Below are 14,096 nucleotides of genomic sequence, written 5' to 3'. Positions count from 1 at the left end.
CATGAAAAGCGCCCCGGCTTGCCGGGGCGTTTTGCTGTCCGTCCGTGGTCTCAGAAGCCCAGCGACAGGTTCAGGCCGAATTCCTTGGTGGTGTTGTTGGGCTCGTAGTTCTCGTAGATCAGGCCGCCATTCAGGGTATAGATGCTCTCGCTCTTCTTGATGTCCCAGTAACGGAAGAACGGCGTCACCGACAGGGTGCTGCGCGCGCCGAGATTGATCGGGCGGCTGAAGCTCATCGCCAGCTCGAAACCGTGCCCCTTGTTCTGATCGTTCTGCAGCTCTCCGCTCGACAGGTAGCTATGCTGCTTGCCCTGCAGCAGGTAGTTGTAGGCTACGCGCGGCGTCGCCTGCCAGTAGGAGGTGCCGAGGAAGAACGACGACTCGAACGCCAGCGTGGCGTACCAGTACTCCGATACGCGCTTGTAGCCGCCAGGCCCGCCTTGGTCCAGGCGGTCGGTCAGGTTGCGGTAGCCGAGGCCGAGCGACGAGATCACCGGGTGGTCTTCCCACGGCGAGGTGTATTCGTAGGCGCCGTGCAGTTCGTAGACGGAACGATCGAGCCCGTCGATACGCAGCGAACCGTAGCCCGGACCGCCGTTATAGCCGCCGGTATAGTCGGATTCACCCTGGGCGTAGCGGCCCTTGAACTTGACGGCGTGATTGTCGGCCAGGAAGAAGCGGGCCGAACCGTTGAGGCCGGCCATCCAGGCTTCTTCCTGCATGAATTTGGCGCCGCCGATCTCCTCCTCGTACTTCTCGTGGTAGAGCTCGGTACCGAGGGTGAATTCCGGCTGCGGGGCGGCGAAGGCACTGCTGGCCGGAGCCAGGGCGAGAACGGCCAACAGGGGACGAAGCGATGTGGACATGGCGTGATGATGAGGTTGTGTCAAAACCAACGATTATGCCTTTTGGATATTGTTAAATCCATTCCGCATATATCTTTCCCCGTGATGCACCGCAAAAAACAACACCCCGGCCGCCGCCGGGGTGTTCGGTCTCCTCCGCTGCCGCGCGGTCCGGTGCCGCCCGGGACCTTTCCTCAATCCATCAGCTGGCGGTACAGGTACACCAGCACGCGCGCCAGTTCGGCCGCGGTCTGCTGCTGGCCGGTGTTGCCGCTGTGGCCGCCGGCGTCGGTCTCGATGAACAGCGCGTCGTGGCCGTGTTCGGCCAACCTGGCCACCATCTTGCGCGCGTGCGCCGGGTGCACGCGGTCGTCCTTGGCGCTGGTGGTGAACAGCGCCAGCGGGTAGCGCGCCTCGGGGCTCACCTGATGGTAGGGCGAGTAGGCGGCGAGCTGCGCGCGCGTTTCCGGATCTTCCGGATCGCCGTACTCGTCGATCCAGCTGGCGCCGGCCAACAGCTCGGTGTAGCGCAGCATGTCGAGCAGCGGCACCTCGCACACCACGGCGTGGAACAGCTCGGGACGGCGCACCATGCAGGCGCCGACCAGGAGGCCGCCGTTGCTGCCGCCCTCGATGCCGAGCCGGCGCGGGCAGGTGACGCCGCGCGCGATCAGGTCTTCCGCCACCGCGGCGAAGTCGTCGAAGCTGACCGCGCGCTTCACGCCCTGCGCCGCCTGGTGCCAGGCCGGGCCGAACTCGCCGCCGCCGCGGATGTTGGCCACCGCGAACACGCCGCCCTTCTCCAGCCACTGCGGGCCGAAGTTGTCCATGTAGTACGGCATCATCGGCACTTCGAAGCCGCCGTAGCCGTACAGCAGCGTCGGCGCCTGGCCGTCGAACGGCAGCTCGCGCGGGCGCACCACGAAGTAGGGAATGGCGGTGCCGTCGGGCGCGGCGGCGTGCCACTGCTCGGCGATGAAGGCGCTGGCGTCGAACGCTGCCGGCTGCTGGCGCAGCACCTCGGGTGCCGTATCGCGGCCGAGGTCGATGCGGTACAGCCCGGCCGGGGTGAGGAAATCGCTGTAGCTGTAGTAGAGCACGTCGCTCTGCCACGGCTGGTCGGCAAACTCGATCACGCCGTCCTGCGGCAGCGGGTTGGCGCATTGCTGCCACTCGTCGCCGGCATGGCGCAGCGTGACGAGCCGGCTCTTGACGTTGTCGAGCACGATCACCGCGAGCAGGTTCAGCGTGGCCTCGACCATTTCCACTGACTGGCGCGCGCCCGGCTCGAACAGCGCGGCGATGCGCCCCACTTGCCCGGTCGCCGCGTCGCAGGCCACCGCCAGCAGGCTGCCGGCGACGTACTGCTGACCGTGCACGTTCCAGTCGTCGGCCAGCTTGACGATCAGGTCGCCGTGGCTGTAGGCCTCGATCTCACTTTTCGGCGGCAAGGGCAAGGCGGTCAGCGCGCGGTCGGCGGCGACATGGTAGTAGGTCTTGCTGTAGAACGAGTCGGAAGCCTCGACGATGTCGAACGGCGTCGCATCCGCGTCGAGGAAGCGCCAGGCGGCCGCCATCATGGCGTCTTCGGGCAGCTTGAGCAGCGGCACGGCGGCGTCCCAGCCCTGGCCGCGCTCGAGCAGCCACACCTCGCGCGGGTAGCCGGCACGGCTCAGCTGCTCGTCTTCCCAGGCCGGGCAGACGAACACGCTGTCGAGGTCGCGCCAGGCGATATGGTTCTTGCCGTAGGGGAAGGCGAAGCCGCCGGCGACGAAGGCCTGCGCCTCGAGGTCGTACTCGCGCGTTACGGTGGCGTCGGAGCCGCCCGGGGTCAGGCTCAGCAGCACGCGCGTCGGCTGCAGCGTGTAGTGCGACACGCCGTCGAGATACCAGTCGACTTCCTCCGCCGCGGCCAGCGCGTCGAGGTCGAGCACGGTGTGCCAGTCCTGCGCGTTGGCACGGTAGGCGGCCAGCGTGGTGCGGCGGTAGACGCCGCGCGGGTGGGCTTCGTCCTGGTGGAAGTTGTAGAGCCAGCCGGCGTGCTCGGCGAAGAACGGAATCTGGCGCGTGTCGCGCAGGGTGGCGAGGATGTCGGCGGCGAGCGGGACAAAGCGCGGGTCGGCGTCGAGCTGCGCGCGGGTGCGTTCGTTCTGCGCCTCCACCCAGCGGGTGACGTCGGGGCTGTCGAGGCTTTCCAGCCAGCGGTGGGGGTCGTGGTCAGGCATGTCGGGTTGGCCGAAGGTTGCAATGGGGCCGAGGGTAGCACCACGCGCCCTTGCCGCCAAATGCCGCTACCGGGACAGATGTCCCTTGATCCAGGCGCTGGCCCGCGACACCACCTGGTCCTCAATGCCGTTGTAACCGTGCCAGGCCCAGGGCTGGCACGGGTCGCCTCGGTTATTGCCGCCGTCCACCACGATCAGTTCCTTGGCCTGGGCCGCCGTCAGCTTGTCCACCACCGGCTGCAGGTTGTCCAGCCGGCTTTCCTGGCATTCGTCGCGCTGGTGCTGGACCAGCAAGACCGGCTGGGTCACCCGCTGCAAATTGAAATCCGCCAGATTGCCGCGGCCATGGTCGATGCTGGAGGTCAGTACCAGGCCGTCCACCTTGTCCCGTTGCTTGATCGCGACCGAGGCGGCCGAGGTGGTGCCGCGACTGGTGCCGACCAGCCAGACCGGCACGTCGGCCTGCCGACGCAGGAAGTCGATCACGGCCGCCATATCCTGGGCGTGCGCCGGCGTGCCGCGGAAATCCCCCGCCAGGCCCTCTGCGGCATGATCGGACGGGGCATCCACCACCGCCACCGTGAAGCCCTGCGCCACCCAGCGGGCACGGGTGCGCACCAGGAAGTTGCCGGCGCCGCTGCCGAGCCGGCCATCGTCGGACAGCTTGAGATTGCCATCGCCCCCGGTGAACAGAATCAGGCTGGCCAGCGGCGGCCCTTCCGGCTTGAGCAGCAGGAAACGCTGGGAGACCCCGTCACGGGGCGAAACGCTTTCCAAGGTCTCGGCCGCAGCGGCCAGCGAGGCGCTCGCCATCAGGACAAGACCGACAAGAACAGGGCGCATGGCACACTCCGGAAAAGGTTCGGGCAGGCGGCAAAGCGGCCTTCCTGAGGATGTATAGCGGCGCTGGCTCCTCGCCAGTGCCTCCCGGCCGGCGAGGAGCGGCGGACCACTCAGCCCACCAGGGCCTGCTGCAGCGCCGCCAGCACGCGCTCGATCTCGGCGCGGCCGACCTGCCAGTGCGTCACGATGCGCATCATGCCGGCCTCGGGCGGGTTGGCCTTGATGCCGGCCTCCGTGAGCGTCGCCATCAGGCGCGCCACGTCGACCGAGTCGGCCAGGCGGAACCACACCATGTTGATCTCGACGCTGGCGAGGTCGACTGTCACCCCCGGCAGCGTTGCCAGCCGTTCGGCCAGGTAGCGCGCATTGGCGTGGTCTTCGGCCAACCTCTGGCTCATCTCGGTGAGCGCGATCAGCCCGGGTGCGGCCAGCACGCCGGCCTGGCGCCAGCCGCCGCCCATCAGCTTGCGGTTCTTCCGTGCACGGGCGATGAACCCGGCGGGACCGGCCAGGATCGAGCCCACCGGCGCCGCCAGCCCCTTGGACAGGCACACCATCACGGTGTCGGCGTGAAGCGTGATGTCGCGCACGTCGCATTGGAGATAGGTCGCCGCGTTGAACACCCGCGCGCCGTCCAGGTGCACCGGCACGCCGTGCGCAGCGGCCACCTCGGCCACCGCCTGCATCGCCGCGAGCGGAATCACCCGGCCGTTGCTGTGGGCGTTCTCCAGGCAGATCAGCCCGGTGTGCGGATGGTGGATGTCGTCGCCGATACGGATGCGCTTCGCCACCTCGGCGGCGCTGAGCACCCCGTCCGGGCTGGCGATGGTGCGCAACTGCACCCCGGCGATCACCGCCGCCCCGCCGGTCTCGTGCCAGACGATGTGGCAGTCGTCGCCCAGGATCACCTCGTCGCCGCGCCGACAGTGCGTCAATAGCGCCAGCTGGTTGCCGAAGTTGCCGCTGGGCACGAATAGCGCCGCCTCCTTGCCCAGCCGCTCGGCGGCCGCGCGTTCCAGTTCCTGCACCGTCGGGTCGTCGCCGTAGACGTCGTCGCCCACCACGGCGTCGAACATCGCCTGGCGCATCGCCGGCGTCGGCTGGGTCACGGTGTCGCTGCGTACATCAATCCACTGCATGGTATCCCCTCTGAGCCGATGCCATGAGACGGCCGCCCCTCGCATCGTGAGGGCGCACAGGATGGGTGAAGGCACCCTTGCTCAGTCGGTGCCGGCACCCATCGCCATCGAGCGACGGGTTGCGCGTTGCGCCCCCCATCCAAACAGCGTCGACGGCGCGCCTCCTGCAGGGGCTCGCTCGCTACTGGAATCGGCTCGTGAAATGACCGACGGCGACTCGTGGCCGCCGTCGAAACGAATTCTCAGTCAGGCTCTTGCCTGATTGTGCCAGCATCGCATGCCGGCTGTCAGAACCGGAAGGTTCTCGCTGCTTACAGGGTTGGCTGGTCCTTCTAATGGATACGGTAGGATTGCTTGATGTCGGCCGCCAGGCGGTGCGCCTTGTCCAGCGCGGTGCTGTCCAGCGAAATGTCGGCACCACAGTCGCAACGCAAGGCGGCGGCCTGGTCCGGAGCCAGGGTATCGAGATGCTGGCGCGTTTCATGGCCACACTGGGTGCAGGCGATGACCACGGTGGGGTTGTAGTGTTTGTCGAGGTCGATGTCGAAACTCGGCTGCTGCTTCATGGGTCTGTCTCCACGTTGGGAACGGAGGGACGAGCCGCCAGCGGAACGTCGGTGCCGTTCTTGACAGGCTCACCTAGAAGGATAGCAGCCGAGCCGGCGAGCGCCAGCCGCAATCCCTACTGCCCGGCCGCGCGCCGCTGCGTCACCGTCTCGCCGCCGATGCCCCAGTTGTCGGTGTCGACCTCGTCGATCACCACCACCGTGGTGGCCGGGTTCTTGCCCAGCACGTCGACCAGCAGCTGGGTGGCGCCGCGGATCAGTTCGGCCTTCTGCTCGGCCGTGGCTCCCTCGCGGGTAATCTTGATGTTGACGTAAGGCATGCAAAGCTCCTTGTGGATAAAAACGACGGGGGACGGACCGCCAGCCAGGCGCCGGCGCTGCTCAGCACCAGTCCGGCCAGCAGCCAGCCCGACAACGGTTCCGCCAGCAGCCACAGCGCCAGCACGCCGGACAAGGCCGGCACCAGCGCCATCATCGCCCCCATGCGCGCCGCGCCGATGTGCTCGACAGCGTACAGGTAGAGCAGCATGGTTACCACCACCGCCAGCGCACCCTGGTAGAACGCCTGCAGCAGGATGGCCCCGACCGGGGCGATGGCGAGGCCGGACGGCAGCACCAGCCAGTAGACCGGCATGAAGCACAGCGCCGCCCACAGCGCGCTGCCGATGGTGGCGTCGATCGGGTGGATGGCGTAGCGCCGCACCGTCACGCTGTACCAGGCCCAGCACAGCGCCGAACCGACCAGGAGCAGATCGCCCCAGCCGCTCGCCGCGCCGGCGAAGTTCTCCACCGCCACGCAGCCGACGCCGGCGGCAATCAGGCCGAGCCCGACCAACTTGGCCCGCTCCGGCAGTTCGCCCTGCAGCCGCCACAGCCACAGCGGCACCAGGAACGGCAGCAGGCCCGGCAACAGCACCGCCGCGTGCAGCGCCGACGACAGCCGGAAGCCCCAGTACGCCAGCAGCGCGTAGCCCAGCGCGCCGATAAGCCCGAGACGCAGCAGCCGCCCGTCCAGCAGCCGGGTGCGGCGCCATGCCCACAGCGGCAGCAGCAGCACGGCGCCGACGCCGAAGCGCAGCGCCACCATGTCGTACGGCGTCAGCGCGCTCCGGCCGCCCAGCCGCGACACCACGATGAAACCGCTCCAGATCAGCACGGCCAACATGGCAAACAGCATTCCGCGACGCATCTCCCCCTCCTGCACCCTGTTCATGCACGACAAGGTAGCGCGACGGCAGCCATGCGGTAAAATGAATAATTACTTATTAACCGTTCTCGTATCGAGATGGATCTCTCCGACCTCACCGTGTTCTGCACCGTGGTGGAAGCCGGCGGCGTCACCCGCGCCGCCGAGCGGCTGCACCGCGTGCAGTCCAATATCACCACCCGCATCCGCAAGCTGGAACAGGACCTGGGTGTCGACCTGTTCGAGCGCGAGGGGCGCCAGCTGGTGCTCACCGCCGACGGCGAACGCCTGCTGGGCTACGCCCGCCAGCTGCTCGGGCTGGCCGCCGCCGCGCGCGACGACCTGGCCGGGCAGCGCCTGGGCGGCCGCTTCCGTCTGGGCTCGATGGAAAACACCGCCGCCACCCGGCTGCCGCTGCCGCTCAGCCGCTTCCACCGCGACTACCCCGAGGTCGAGCTGGAACTCTCCACCGGCCCCTCGCTGCCGATGTGCCAGCGCGTGCTGCGCGGCGAGGTGGACGCGGCGCTGGTGGCCGAACCGGTGGGCGGCGCGCTGGATGCGCGGCTGGACAGCCGCCTTATCGGCGTGGAGGAGCTGGTGCTGGTCACCGCGCTCGACCACCCGCCGGTGCGCGACGCCCGCGACGTCGCCCACGACACGCTGCTGGCGTTCCAGCCCGGCTGCGGCTACCGCCAGCGCCTGGAAGACTGGTTCGCCGGCGCCGGCCGCCTGCCGCAGCGCCAGGTCGAGCTGTCCTCCTACCACGCCATGCTCGGCTGCGCCGCCGCCGGCATGGGCGTGGCGCTGGTGCCGGAAAAACTGCTCGACCAGTACGCCGGCCAGGCCGCGCTGGCACGCCACCGCCTCCCTCCCGGAACAGCACGCGCCCCCACGCTGTTGGTGTGGAAACGCAGCCAGCCGCGTGCGGTGATCATGCGCTTCGCCGACTACCTGATCGAAGACGCCGATGCACCGTCCTGAACTGTCGGAGCAGCGCCACGCCAAGAGCCTGGTTCAGTAGGCGAGCGAGCCAAGACAGGTTGAGTGCCGCCAGCGCACAGGAACCGGAATGTACATGGAGTACATGAGGATTCCGCATCGCTGGGCGCATCAGAGATGCGCACGCAGTCTGCCGGCACTCAAGATGTAAAGCCGCAGCCGCCTAATGAACCAGGCTCCAGCTGCTGGCCCACCAACTCCACATGCAGTATCCTTCGCCGCTTTGACGCCTTGCCGGAGATGTTGATGAACCCGTCCGATGCCGATCTCGACCGCCGCTTTGGCGGCATCGCCCGCCTCTATGGCGCGGCGGCGCTGGAACGCTTCCGCCACGCCCACGTCTGCGTGATCGGCGTCGGCGGCGTCGGCTCGTGGGCCGTCGAGGCGCTGGCCAGAAGCGCCGTCGGCAAGCTGACCCTGATCGATCTCGACAACGTCGCCGAATCCAACACCAACCGCCAGCTGCCGGCGCTCGACCCGCACTACGGCCGCGCCAAGGTCACCGTGCTGGCGGAACGGGTGCGCGCCATCAACCCGGCGTGCGAGGTCGTCGAGATCGAGGAGTTCGTCGAGGAAGGCAATCTGGAAGACATGCTGGGGCGCGGCTACGACTTCGTCATCGACGCCATCGACAACCTGCGCGTGAAGACCGCCATGGCGGCGTGGTGCGTGAAACGGCGCCAGCCCTTCATCGTCTCCGGCGGCGCCGGCGGCCAGATGGACCCGACGCAGATCCGCGTCGCCGACCTGGGCGAGGTCACCTACGACCCGCTGCTCGCCAAGCTGCGCTACAACCTGCGCCGCAGCCACGGCTTCGCGCGCGAGCCGGGCAAGAAGCTGCACGTGCCCTGCGTGTTCTCCACCGAACAGCTGGTCTACCCCGACGCGCCCAGCTGCGACCTCGGCGAGCGCGGCCCGCAAGGGCTGTCGTGTGCCGGCTTCGGCGCCAGCATGGCGGTCACCGCCAGCTTCGGCCTGGCCGCCGCCGCCCACGCGCTGAAGGCGCTGGCCAAGCCAGCGCGGCGCTGACCCCAAAACCGTTCAATCGAAACCGTAGGCGGCACGGTAGCGCGCCACGATGCGCGCCACCTCGCCACTGCGCTGCAGCGCCTTCAGTGCACGATCGAAGGCGTCGCGCTGCTCCTCGCGCAGGAAGCCGACCGAGCGCGGCGACGGCGGAAAGAGATCGAACTCGGCCAGCTCCGCCGAGGTGTCGAGACGCGTCCCCAGCGCGCGATTATTCTGATGAAACACCAGGCTGTCGCCCACCACCACCTCGACCCGGTGCAGGTAGAGCAGGCGGTTCTGGATTTGCTGATCGGCAAGCTCGACGTAGCGCGGATGGCGGGCCATCACCGCGGTGAACTCCGGACCCAGCAGCAGTCGGGCGTTCTGAAACCCCGCCACGCTGTAGCGCGCCAGGTCGGTGAGGTGCTCCAGCCGGATGCCGGATGACTTGAGCACGATGGCGCGGTTACGGTAATACAACACCGGCGCCGAGCGAAAGGCCTCGACCGGGGTATCCGGCGCCAGCGTCAGCATGGCGTCGACGCGGCCGCTTTGCAGCAGCATCAGCCCGCGCGCCTGCGGATAGACCTCGAACACCGGCTTGAAACCGGCCTGTTGCAAGGCCGCGCGCACGATCTCCACTTCCATCCCGCTCTGCCCGCCCTCTTCCACATACGGCGGCTTGGCCAGACCGACCGCGACGTGCAACTCGGCCGCGGTCGCGGCCTGTCCGGCAAACAGCCCGCACAGCAGTACCCAAACGCACCAACTCGCTTTCATGCCCGACGTTTCTCCGCCACACCCTGGACACCGCCATCATGCCAGTGTTTGGGAACGCTTCACATTTCAAACTGCAATACGTGGCGTCCGGCATACAAAAGCCGGGGCGCCCCCTCCGGCATGCCTCAGCGGCGCAGCCCATGCCGCTCCAGCAACAGGTAGCCGCAGGGAATGATCAACAGCGTCAGGACCGTGGAGAAGATCAGCCCACCGATCACCGCCACCGCCAGCGGGCCGTTGGTTTCCGCTCCCGCGGAGAGGCCGAGCGCGGCGGGCAGCATCGCCAGGATCACGGTCAGCGTGGTCATCAGCACCGGGCGCAGCCGGATCGGGCAGCTCACGCGCAGGGCCTCGTCCACGGTCAGCCCCTGCACGTGGTACTGGTTGGTGATGTCCACCAGCAGGATGCCGTTCTTGGCCACCAGCCCGATCAGCAACACCAGCCCGATCACCGAGTAGACGTTGAGGGTCTGCCCCGTCAGCCACAGCGCCAAGAGGCCGCCCACCAGCGCCAGCGGTTCGGCCAACATGATCAGGGCCGGCTGGCGGAAGCTGTTGAACTGGGCGGCGAGGATCAGGTAGAGCATCAGCGACGCCAGCACGAACACCGACACCAGCTCGCCGCCGGTGCGGTCGAGCTCGCGCGCCTCGTCGAGGAACTCGATGCGGTAGCCCGGCGGCAGGAACGTTGCCGCCTCGCGGCGCACCAGTTGCATGGCGTCGGCCAGCGGCAGATCGGGCGAGCTGGCCAGCCCCACCGAGTACATCTGTCCCATGCGGCTGATCTGGGTCGGGCCGAGACGGTGCTGCACCTGCGCCACGCTGGAGAGCGGCACCAGCGTGCCGCTGGCGTTGCGCAGATACACCGCCTCCAGATCCTGCGGCCGGCTCAAGGCATAGTCCGCGGCCTGCAGCCGCACCTCGTAGCGCTCGCCGTCCCCGTCGGAGAAATTGCCGATCTTGGCACTGCTGGTGAGCAGGTTGAGCGCATCCAGCAGGTCGGCCGTGGACAGTCCGGCGCGCGCCGCCGCTTCGTGCCGTATCGCCAGCGTCAGCTTCGGCAGGCGGTTTTCGGCACGGCGGTCGAAGCTGCCGAGCGCCGGATAGCGCGCCAGGTGGTTGGCGAAATCGTCCGCCAGCCGCCCGACCTCGTCCAGGTTCGGCCCCACCACGTTGAACTTGAACTGGCCGCCGCTGCTCTCCCCGGCGCGCGGGTAGGGATAGGCGGTGACCTTGACCCCCGGCACGCTGCGCGCCTTCTTGCGCGCCTCCTTCATCACCGCGTCCTGGCTGTGCCGCCGTTCGGCGCGCGGCTTGAGCCTGACCACCAGGCGCGTATCGTAGGCGTTGCGCCCGCTGAAGCCGCCGACCACCGCCAGCACCGCGTCCACTTCGGGGATCTGGGCCAGTTTTTTCTCGATCAGACGGGTACGGTCGTCGTTGTACGCCAGGCTCGCGCCGACCGGGACCTTCACCGACATCTGGAAGCGCCCCTCGTCCTCCTTGGGATAGAACTCGACCTTGATCTGGCTCAGCGAGGTCAGCCCGGCCACCACCAGCAGCAGGGCCGCGACGAGCACGCTCCAGGGGTGATGGAGCGCCCACGACAACATCACCTTGTAGACCCGCTCCAGGCCCTCGAACACCTGCTCGAAACCGCGGAACACCCGGCCGTGGCGCGGCTGGGCCTTGAGAAAGCGCGAACACAACATCGGCGTCAGCGTCACCGCCACCAGCAGCGACACCAGCACCCCGCACGACACCACCACGGCGAAGGTGTTGAACAGGCGGCCGACGGTGCTCGACAGGAACACCACCGGCAGGAAGATCGCCACCAGCGCCAGGGTGGCGGCCACCACCGCGAACACCACCTCGCGCGCGCCATGGATCGCCGCCGGCACCGGGTCCTCGCCGTTTTCCTCGCGGCGGTGGATCGCCTCCAGCACCACGATGGCGTCGTCCACCACCACCCCGATCAGCAGCAGCAGCGCCAGCAGCGAAATGGCGTTGAAGGTATAGCCGAGGAAATACATCACCGCGACGGCGCCCAGCAGCGACACCGGGATCGCCAGCGCCACGATCAGCGTGGCGCGCCAGTTGCGCAGGAACACCCACACCACCAGCGCCGCCAGCAGCGTGCCTTCCAGCAGGTGCTCCTGCAGCGCGCGCACCATCTCGCGGATGAAGTCGGCCGAGTTGCCGGCGATGTCGAGCCGCAGCCCGGGCGGCAGCGTCGGCCGGATCTGGGTGTCGAGCCGCTTCAGCACCGCATCGACGATGGCCACGGTATTGGTGTTGGGGATGCGCACGATGCCGATGGTGACGCAGGGCTGATGGTTGAAACGGCTCAGGGCGCGCACGTCGGCCTCGCCGTCGATCACCCGCGCCACGTCGCCCAGCTTGACCGGCGCCTGGCCGTACCAGCCGATCACCAGCCCCTTGAGCGCCGACACGCTGTGGAATTCCTGGTCGAGGTCGACCAGGTATTCGCGCGGGCCGTCGGTGAGGTAGCCGCCGGCTTCCTGGCGGTGTTCGCGCGCGAAGGCGGTCTGCACTTCCTTGGCGGTCAGCTTGTAGGCGGCCAGCTGCACCGGGTCGAGCTCGACCCGGATCACCCGCTCGCCCCGCCCGCGGATGCCGACCTCGCCGACGCCGTCGATGGTTTCCAGCTGCTTCTTCAGCACGTTGTTGGCGAACAGGTAGAGCTCGCGCTCGGTGCGGTCGCCGGTCAGCGCCAGGAACAGGATCGGCGAGGCGTTGTCGTCGGTCTTGCTGATCACCGGCGATTCCGCCTGTTCGGGCAGGCTGCGCCGCACCTGCTCGATCTTGCTCTGCACCTCGGCGAAGGCGACGTTGATGTCCTTGTCGAGATCAAACAGGATGGTCACCGAGGAACGCCCGGTGTAGGAGGTGGAATCCAGGATATCGACACCCGGTATGCCGTTGACCGCGGCCTCGATGACCTGGGTCACGCTCTGATCGATCACCTCGGGCGAGGCGCCGGGCAGGCGGGTGCTCACGGTCAGCACCGGCTGCTCGATCGCCGGGTAGCGGTCCACCCCGATGCGCTGGTAGGCCACCACGCCGAACAGCACCACCACCGCCGACAGCACGAAGGCCAGCACATGGCGCCGCACGAACAGTTCGATCAGGCGCACCTGGCTTACCCTCCGCCCGAGGCTGGCGCCGGAGCGTCAGCCGTGCCCGTCGGCTTGACGCGGGCCTGGTCGCTCAGGAATCCGGCGCCGTCCACCGCCACCGTCTCCCCCGCTTTGAGGCCGGAGACGATCTCGACCCAGTCGCCGGCTTGCAGCCCGGTGGCGACGGCCCGTTCGCGCGCCTTCCCCTTCTGCACCACGTACACCACCACCCCCTTGGGCCGCTCGACCAGCGCCGGCAGCGGTACCGCCAGCGCGGTCTTTTCGGCCAACGTCAGCTCTCCGTCGAGGGCATCGCCGACACGCCACGCGGTGTCGCCCGGCAACGGCGCGTAGGCGACGCGGGCGCGGCTGGCGACGTCGAAGCCGGCGCGCACCTCGCTCAACCTGACCTCGCGCTGGCGCGTGCCATCGCTCAGGCGCAGCGCCTGCCCGGGCTGCAGGCGCTGACCGGCTTCGCCGCCGACCGCCAGCCGGACGCGGCGCGCGCCGCTGGCGTTGATGCGGAACAAGACCTTGCCGACGCCGACGAAATCGCCGACGTTGACCAGGCGCGCCTCCAGTTGCCCGGAGAGCGGCGCCACGATCACCGCCTTGCCGGCGTCGCGCGCCTTGATCGCGGCGGCCGCCTCGGCCGCGGCCAGCTGCTGCTGCAGCGCCGCCAGCGCCGACGACGACGACTCCATCGCCGAGGGCGAGATGAAGCCGCGCTCGACCAGCATGCTGTCGCGCTTGACCTGCGACATCTGCTGCATCACCAGCGCCTGCAGGCGTTCGACCTCGGCATTGGCCATGCGCCGGGCATCGACGAGATTGGCGGCATCCAGCCGCGCCAGCGGCTGGCCGGCCGTCACCGCCTGCCCTTCCTCCACCAGCACCGCGGTGACCTGCCCGCTGACCTCGGCCGCCACCTCCGGCGCCACCGCGGCCTCGACTTCCGCATACACGCGCAGCGTCTCGTCCAGCTCGCGCGGCACCACCGTCAGCGTGCTGATGTTGAGCGCCGGTTTGTCGCCGTCGCCCGCCGCCTTGCCCGCCGGCTCGCGGCCGCATGCAGCGGCCAGCAGCAAGGCCAGCGCCATATAAACCCGAACGCGCATCGTGAATGCTCACCCCACGTGAGTTGCCGGTATTGATAAGCACAGTATGGTTCATTTCGGCTGCACTCGTGACAGGCATAAAAAAACCCGGACACGTCCGGGTTTCAGGCTGCTGGCAAAGTGCTTTGATGCGTTCTTACAGGACCCGGCAAAGCCGGGCCTCTCCACTAAGGTTGTTGATTCCGCAGCCTCCCGATCCATTCCCAATCCCCCCGCCCTTGCCCTGCAAGGGAGCCTCGCTACGCTC

At 68.4% G+C, this 14,096-nt stretch carries 12 protein-coding genes; 2 read left to right on the top strand and 10 right to left on the bottom strand.

The genetic code is table 11. The features are described 5' to 3' along the window. Nucleotides 1-50: 50 nt before the first annotated feature. The 7 genes from FURADRAFT_RS13520 to FURADRAFT_RS13490 form a co-directional block, all read right to left on the bottom strand. The gene (locus FURADRAFT_RS13520; protein WP_008954728.1) at nucleotides 51-866 is read right to left on the bottom strand and encodes a hypothetical protein; all 816 of its coding nucleotides are present in this window, start codon (nucleotides 864-866) and stop codon (nucleotides 51-53) included. A gap of 173 nt (nucleotides 867-1,039) precedes the next feature. Further along, complete coding sequence (locus FURADRAFT_RS13515; RefSeq protein ID WP_008954727.1) at nucleotides 1,040-3,070, bottom strand: prolyl oligopeptidase family serine peptidase; 2,031 nt, start codon at nucleotides 3,068-3,070, stop codon at nucleotides 1,040-1,042. Between the two features lie 66 nt (nucleotides 3,071-3,136). Next, a complete protein-coding gene (locus FURADRAFT_RS13510; RefSeq protein ID WP_008954726.1) occupies nucleotides 3,137-3,913 on the bottom strand; it encodes an alpha/beta hydrolase in 777 nt (258 codons plus the stop codon). Nucleotides 3,914-4,023: 110 nt separating this feature from the next. Then, the gene (gene ltaE / locus FURADRAFT_RS13505) at nucleotides 4,024-5,052 is read right to left on the bottom strand and encodes a low-specificity L-threonine aldolase (protein WP_008954725.1); all 1,029 of its coding nucleotides are present in this window, start codon (nucleotides 5,050-5,052) and stop codon (nucleotides 4,024-4,026) included. Between the two features lie 332 nt (nucleotides 5,053-5,384). Continuing rightward, nucleotides 5,385-5,618 carry a hypothetical protein gene (locus FURADRAFT_RS13500; RefSeq protein ID WP_008954724.1) on the bottom strand — a complete coding sequence of 78 codons (234 nt, stop codon included), beginning with the start codon at nucleotides 5,616-5,618 and terminating at the stop codon, nucleotides 5,385-5,387. Between the two features lie 116 nt (nucleotides 5,619-5,734). Next, nucleotides 5,735-5,938, bottom strand: a complete 204-nt coding sequence (locus tag FURADRAFT_RS13495; RefSeq protein WP_014085639.1) for a 2-hydroxymuconate tautomerase family protein — start codon at nucleotides 5,936-5,938, stop codon at nucleotides 5,735-5,737. After that, nucleotides 5,875-6,807 (bottom strand): DMT family transporter, encoded by a 933-nt coding sequence (locus tag FURADRAFT_RS13490; protein WP_008954723.1) that lies wholly within the window; start codon nucleotides 6,805-6,807, stop codon nucleotides 5,875-5,877. The genes FURADRAFT_RS13495 and FURADRAFT_RS13490 overlap by 64 nt, the downstream gene beginning before the upstream one ends. 96 nt (nucleotides 6,808-6,903) lie before the next feature. On the opposite strand from FURADRAFT_RS13490, the gene FURADRAFT_RS13485 reads away from it, so the two are divergent. Both FURADRAFT_RS13485 and FURADRAFT_RS13480 read left to right on the top strand, forming a co-directional pair. Further along, nucleotides 6,904-7,785 (top strand): LysR family transcriptional regulator, encoded by an 882-nt coding sequence (locus FURADRAFT_RS13485; RefSeq protein WP_008954722.1) that lies wholly within the window; start codon nucleotides 6,904-6,906, stop codon nucleotides 7,783-7,785. Nucleotides 7,786-8,049: 264 nt separating this feature from the next. Continuing rightward, complete coding sequence (locus FURADRAFT_RS13480; RefSeq protein ID WP_008954721.1) at nucleotides 8,050-8,832, top strand: tRNA threonylcarbamoyladenosine dehydratase; 783 nt, start codon at nucleotides 8,050-8,052, stop codon at nucleotides 8,830-8,832. A 12-nt stretch (nucleotides 8,833-8,844) separates the two neighbouring features. On the opposite strand, the gene FURADRAFT_RS13475 is transcribed toward FURADRAFT_RS13480, so the two are convergent. From FURADRAFT_RS13475 to FURADRAFT_RS13465, 3 genes are all read right to left on the bottom strand, one after another. Beyond that, nucleotides 8,845-9,591, bottom strand: a complete 747-nt coding sequence (locus FURADRAFT_RS13475) for a substrate-binding periplasmic protein (protein WP_008954720.1) — start codon at nucleotides 9,589-9,591, stop codon at nucleotides 8,845-8,847. A 125-nt stretch (nucleotides 9,592-9,716) separates the two neighbouring features. Continuing rightward, the gene (locus FURADRAFT_RS13470; protein ID WP_008954719.1) at nucleotides 9,717-12,749 is read right to left on the bottom strand and encodes an efflux RND transporter permease subunit; all 3,033 of its coding nucleotides are present in this window, start codon (nucleotides 12,747-12,749) and stop codon (nucleotides 9,717-9,719) included. A gap of 5 nt (nucleotides 12,750-12,754) precedes the next feature. Continuing rightward, on the bottom strand, nucleotides 12,755-13,849 hold the full coding sequence (locus FURADRAFT_RS13465) for an efflux RND transporter periplasmic adaptor subunit (RefSeq protein WP_008954718.1): 1,095 nt from the start codon (nucleotides 13,847-13,849) through the stop codon (nucleotides 12,755-12,757). Between the last annotated feature and the right edge of the window lie 247 nt (nucleotides 13,850-14,096).

Source organism: Pseudogulbenkiania ferrooxidans 2002 (assembly GCF_000174355.1).
In the GTDB taxonomy this organism is placed as follows: Bacteria; Pseudomonadota; Gammaproteobacteria; order Burkholderiales; family Chromobacteriaceae; genus Pseudogulbenkiania; species Pseudogulbenkiania ferrooxidans.
This window is presented reverse-complemented; position numbering and strand designations above follow the sequence as displayed.